General features: G+C 70.9%; 4 protein-coding genes. All 4 read left to right on the top strand.

Annotation, left to right across the window (positions count from 1 at the left end; translation table 11 throughout):
- Window positions 1–608, top strand: a 608-nt coding sequence (locus AB0M20_RS32620; protein ID WP_364304181.1) for a hypothetical protein, incomplete at its 5' end; no start/stop codon positions are given.
- A 58-nt stretch (window positions 609–666) separates the two neighbouring features.
- Window positions 667–1,170 (top strand): hypothetical protein, encoded by a 504-nt coding sequence (locus AB0M20_RS32615; protein ID WP_364304180.1) that lies wholly within the window; start codon window positions 667–669, stop codon window positions 1,168–1,170.
- A 10-nt stretch (window positions 1,171–1,180) separates the two neighbouring features.
- Window positions 1,181–1,756 (top strand): GNAT family N-acetyltransferase, encoded by a 576-nt coding sequence (locus AB0M20_RS32610; protein ID WP_364304179.1) that lies wholly within the window; start codon window positions 1,181–1,183, stop codon window positions 1,754–1,756.
- A gap of 250 nt (window positions 1,757–2,006) precedes the next feature.
- On the top strand, window positions 2,007–3,371 hold the full coding sequence (locus AB0M20_RS32605) for a sugar transferase (RefSeq protein WP_364304178.1): 1,365 nt from the start codon (window positions 2,007–2,009) through the stop codon (window positions 3,369–3,371).
- Window positions 3,372–3,535 lie beyond the last annotated feature (164 nt).

Here is a 3,535-nt window from a genome sequence, read left to right as displayed (position 1 = left end):
CGATGGCCGAGGCGGCGCGCGCCGCCTCGGACGGAACGCCCTGGGAGGCTCAGCGGCCGGTAGCAGCACAGCCGGTAGTAGCACGCCGCCCGGTCTGGTCCGTTCTCGTGGGCGTGTTGGCGACGCTGGCGGTGGTCGCGGCCGGCTTCGGGGCGTGGGAGATGTTCCGGCCGGAAGGGTCGGGCTCGGGCACCGGGGCCGGCGCCGGGGCCGCGCCGAGTTCGGAGGTCCCGGCCGGCTTTGACGAGTGCGCGAAGGGGTTCTGTCCTGCCGAGCCGCTCTGCTGGGGTGGCCTGTTCGTGGTGAGCGGCGTGGCGCAGAAGCCACGGCAGATCGTGTGCACCGAGGCGCACGCGTGGGAGACGTTCGCCGCGGTCCCGGCCACCACGGACATGATGCAGGCCCGGCAGGACGAGCTGATGGCGCGGCCCGACGTCGGCGCCGCCTGCTCGGTGACGGTGATGCTGGGCCGGGCCAAGACCCGGGCGGTGACCAGGGCGTGGGTGCGCGACGCCGTGCCGATCGCGGTCAGCGGCTCGGACAAGATCCTGATGCACTGCATCGCGCGGCCACCCGAGGTGGAGTCCGCCGCGCCGGCCTTCGCCTGACGGCACCTTGCGGCCACACCTGCGGCGCGAGCACTGTCCACTGCGTACCCTCGAAAGCATGATCGGACCTGCCGCGCCCTTCCCGGAACCCCCGCCGGTCCCGGCCCGCACGGGCCTGCCACGCTGGGCGATCGCGCTCGTCGCCGCCCTCGGCGGGCTGCTGATCGGCGGGCTCGGCGGCTTTGCGGGCGGTGGCTGGTTCGTCCGGGAGACGCGGGTGGAACGCGACTTCGAGATGATTGTGTTCCTCGAGCAGGGGATCGACGAGGCGCAGCGGGTCGCCGTCCGGGACGCGGTCGACCGGGCCGCCCCGGACGAGGTCGACTTCCGCACCCAGGAGGAGAACTTCGAGCTCTACAAGAAGACCAAACCGGACGACGAGTTGCTCCGGCAATTGAGGCCGGAGGCCTTCTCGGAGACCTTCGTCTATCGCACGCACGGCGGCGGACCCGAGTGCGCCCCGGTCGCGGGCCTTCGCGAACTCCCCGGCGTGCGGGACGTGGCGATCCATATGCCGGCCGACGGCGATCGGCTCGAGGGCAACCTGATCTGCCCGGCGTGACAATGGGCTGGTGACGACGTTTCTGGAGACCGACCGCATGATCCTCCGCGAGTTCACCGCGGCCGACGAGGATCTGGTCGTCGAGCTGGACAGCGACCCCGAGGTGATGTTCTTCATCAACGGCGGCCGGCCGACCACCCGGGCCGAGGTGCGCGACGACGTGCTGCCCTACATGGTCGCCTCCTACGACCGGCCCGCCGGCTTCGGATACTGGGCCGCGGAGGCACGCGCCGGCGGCCGCTTCCTCGGGTGGTTCCAGTTCCGGCCGGGGCGTCATCGTCCGCCCTCCGACGGTGTGGAGATCGGATACCGCCTGCGCCGGGCCGAGTGGGGGCGCGGCTACGCCACGGAGGGCGTGCGGGCGTTGATCGACAAGGGTTTCGCGGAGCTCGGCCTGGAGCGCGTCTACGCCGAGGCGATGGCCGCTCACCCCGCCTCCCGCCGGGTGATGGAGAAAGCCGGTCTGCGATACGTACGCACCTTTCATCAAGATTGGCCGGCCAAGATTCCGGGCGATGAACTCGGCGACGTCGAATACGCGATCACCCGCGCCGAATGGGCCGCCGATCGACGATCAACGAGGTGATACGTGGCCCTCGGATGATCGGATGGCCTGCTGAGGGCCGATCTGGCGAAGACATGTCAAATGTCATATAGAACGTGAGAACTTGTCGCGTTCGACATGACATTTGCGACTGTAATTGCTCCCCCGCCGGCTGCGACGCTTTTCCCTGACACCGTTGTGGACGGGGGAGACCGTGTATCAATTCGCTTCTGTGGTCCGGTGGGGACGCAATTCCGGCAGGCGCGTCCCCGTCCTGACCGAGTGCCCGTCGATGCCCCTCCCGGTGCCCGTGGTGCCGGTGCGGTCGGCCGCCGCGGGCTTCGGTGAGGGCTCCGCACTGCTCGCCCTCGACGCCCTCGCGATCGCCGGTGTCTCCTTCCTGGCCGGCGTGGCCGAGTTCGCCATCGGCCTGCGCGTCGTCGCGTTCGCCGTGGCGCTGGCGATGGCCGGTCTCTACCGGGCGCGGTTGCACTTCTCGGTGCTCGACGACCTGCCGCGCATCGCGGTCGCGACGGCCGTCGTGGTGGCCGGTGGCGCGCTGCTGGCCCGCCCCGCCGGCCCGGTGCCCCGGGATCTGGTCGCGATCCCCCTGATCTGGGCGGCGGCTCTGCTGGCGGGTGTGGTCGCCGCCCGTACCCTCGGCTATCGGTTGATCCGGCGGCATCGCCGCCGCCGGCCCGGACGCGCGGCGATCGTGGTCGGCAGCGGCGATTTCGCGGTACGCGTCGCCGACGCCCTGCGCGACGACCGCACCTACGGCATCTCGCCGGTCGGCTTCGTCGGACCGCGGACCCTGGCCGAGCCCACGCTCCCGGTGCTGGCGCCGGCCGTCGACCTGGAGAGGGCGGTGGCCCGCTACAAGCCGCTGCACCTGATCGTCGCCTTCCCCGCCATTCCCGACGCCGACCTGGTCTCCACCCTGCGCCGCTGCCGGCGGTACGGGGTCACCGTGCACGTGGTGCCCCGGCTCTTCGAGCTGGCCGTCGGGTGTGGACGGACCGAGTGGGTGCGCGGCATCCCGCTGGCCCGCCTGCGTCCCGAGCCCGCGCAGATGCGGCGGTGGGCGGTCAAGCGGCTGATCGACATCTCCGGCGCGCTGCTGGGCCTGATCCTGCTGGCGCCGATCATGGCGATCTGCGCGCTGCTGGTGCTGATCGACTCCGGCAAGCACGGCGTGCTCTTCCGGCAGGAGCGGGTGGGCCGCGACGGCAAGCTCTTCACCATTCTCAAGTTCCGCTCGCTCACCCCGGCCGACGACCGCGAGTCGCAGGTCAAGTGGAACATCAATGAAGACGTGCGGCTCGGCAAGGTCGGCAAGTTCCTCCGGTTCAGCTCGCTGGACGAGCTGCCCCAGCTGGTGAACGTGCTGCGCGGCGACATGTCGCTGGTCGGTCCGCGGCCCGAGCGTCAGTTCTTCGTCGACCAGTTCCAGCGCACCTACGCCGGGTACGGCGACCGGCATCGGGTGCCGACCGGGATCACCGGGTGGGCGCAGATCCACGGCCTGCGCGGCGACACCTCGATCGAGGAGCGGGTGCGCTTCGACAACCACTACATCGAGCACTGGTCGCTGGGCATGGACATCAAGATCATCCTGCGGACCGTCGGCGCGATGCTCAGCATCCACCGGGTGTGACGCGATGTCCGTCCTGACCCCTCCGCTGCGCCTCACACTGGCGCCCCTGGCCACGCTGCTCGCCGGCGTGGACGCGGTGATCCGCCGGCCGATCATCCTCGTGGCCGGCAGCGTCCTCGCGGTCCTGGTGCCGGTCGGTGTCCGCCTGACGGTCGACGACATCG

The sequence above is a fragment of the Actinoplanes sp. NPDC051633 genome (assembly GCF_040681735.1).
In the GTDB taxonomy this organism is placed as follows: domain Bacteria; phylum Actinomycetota; class Actinomycetes; order Mycobacteriales; family Micromonosporaceae; genus Actinoplanes.
This window is presented reverse-complemented; position numbering and strand designations above follow the sequence as displayed.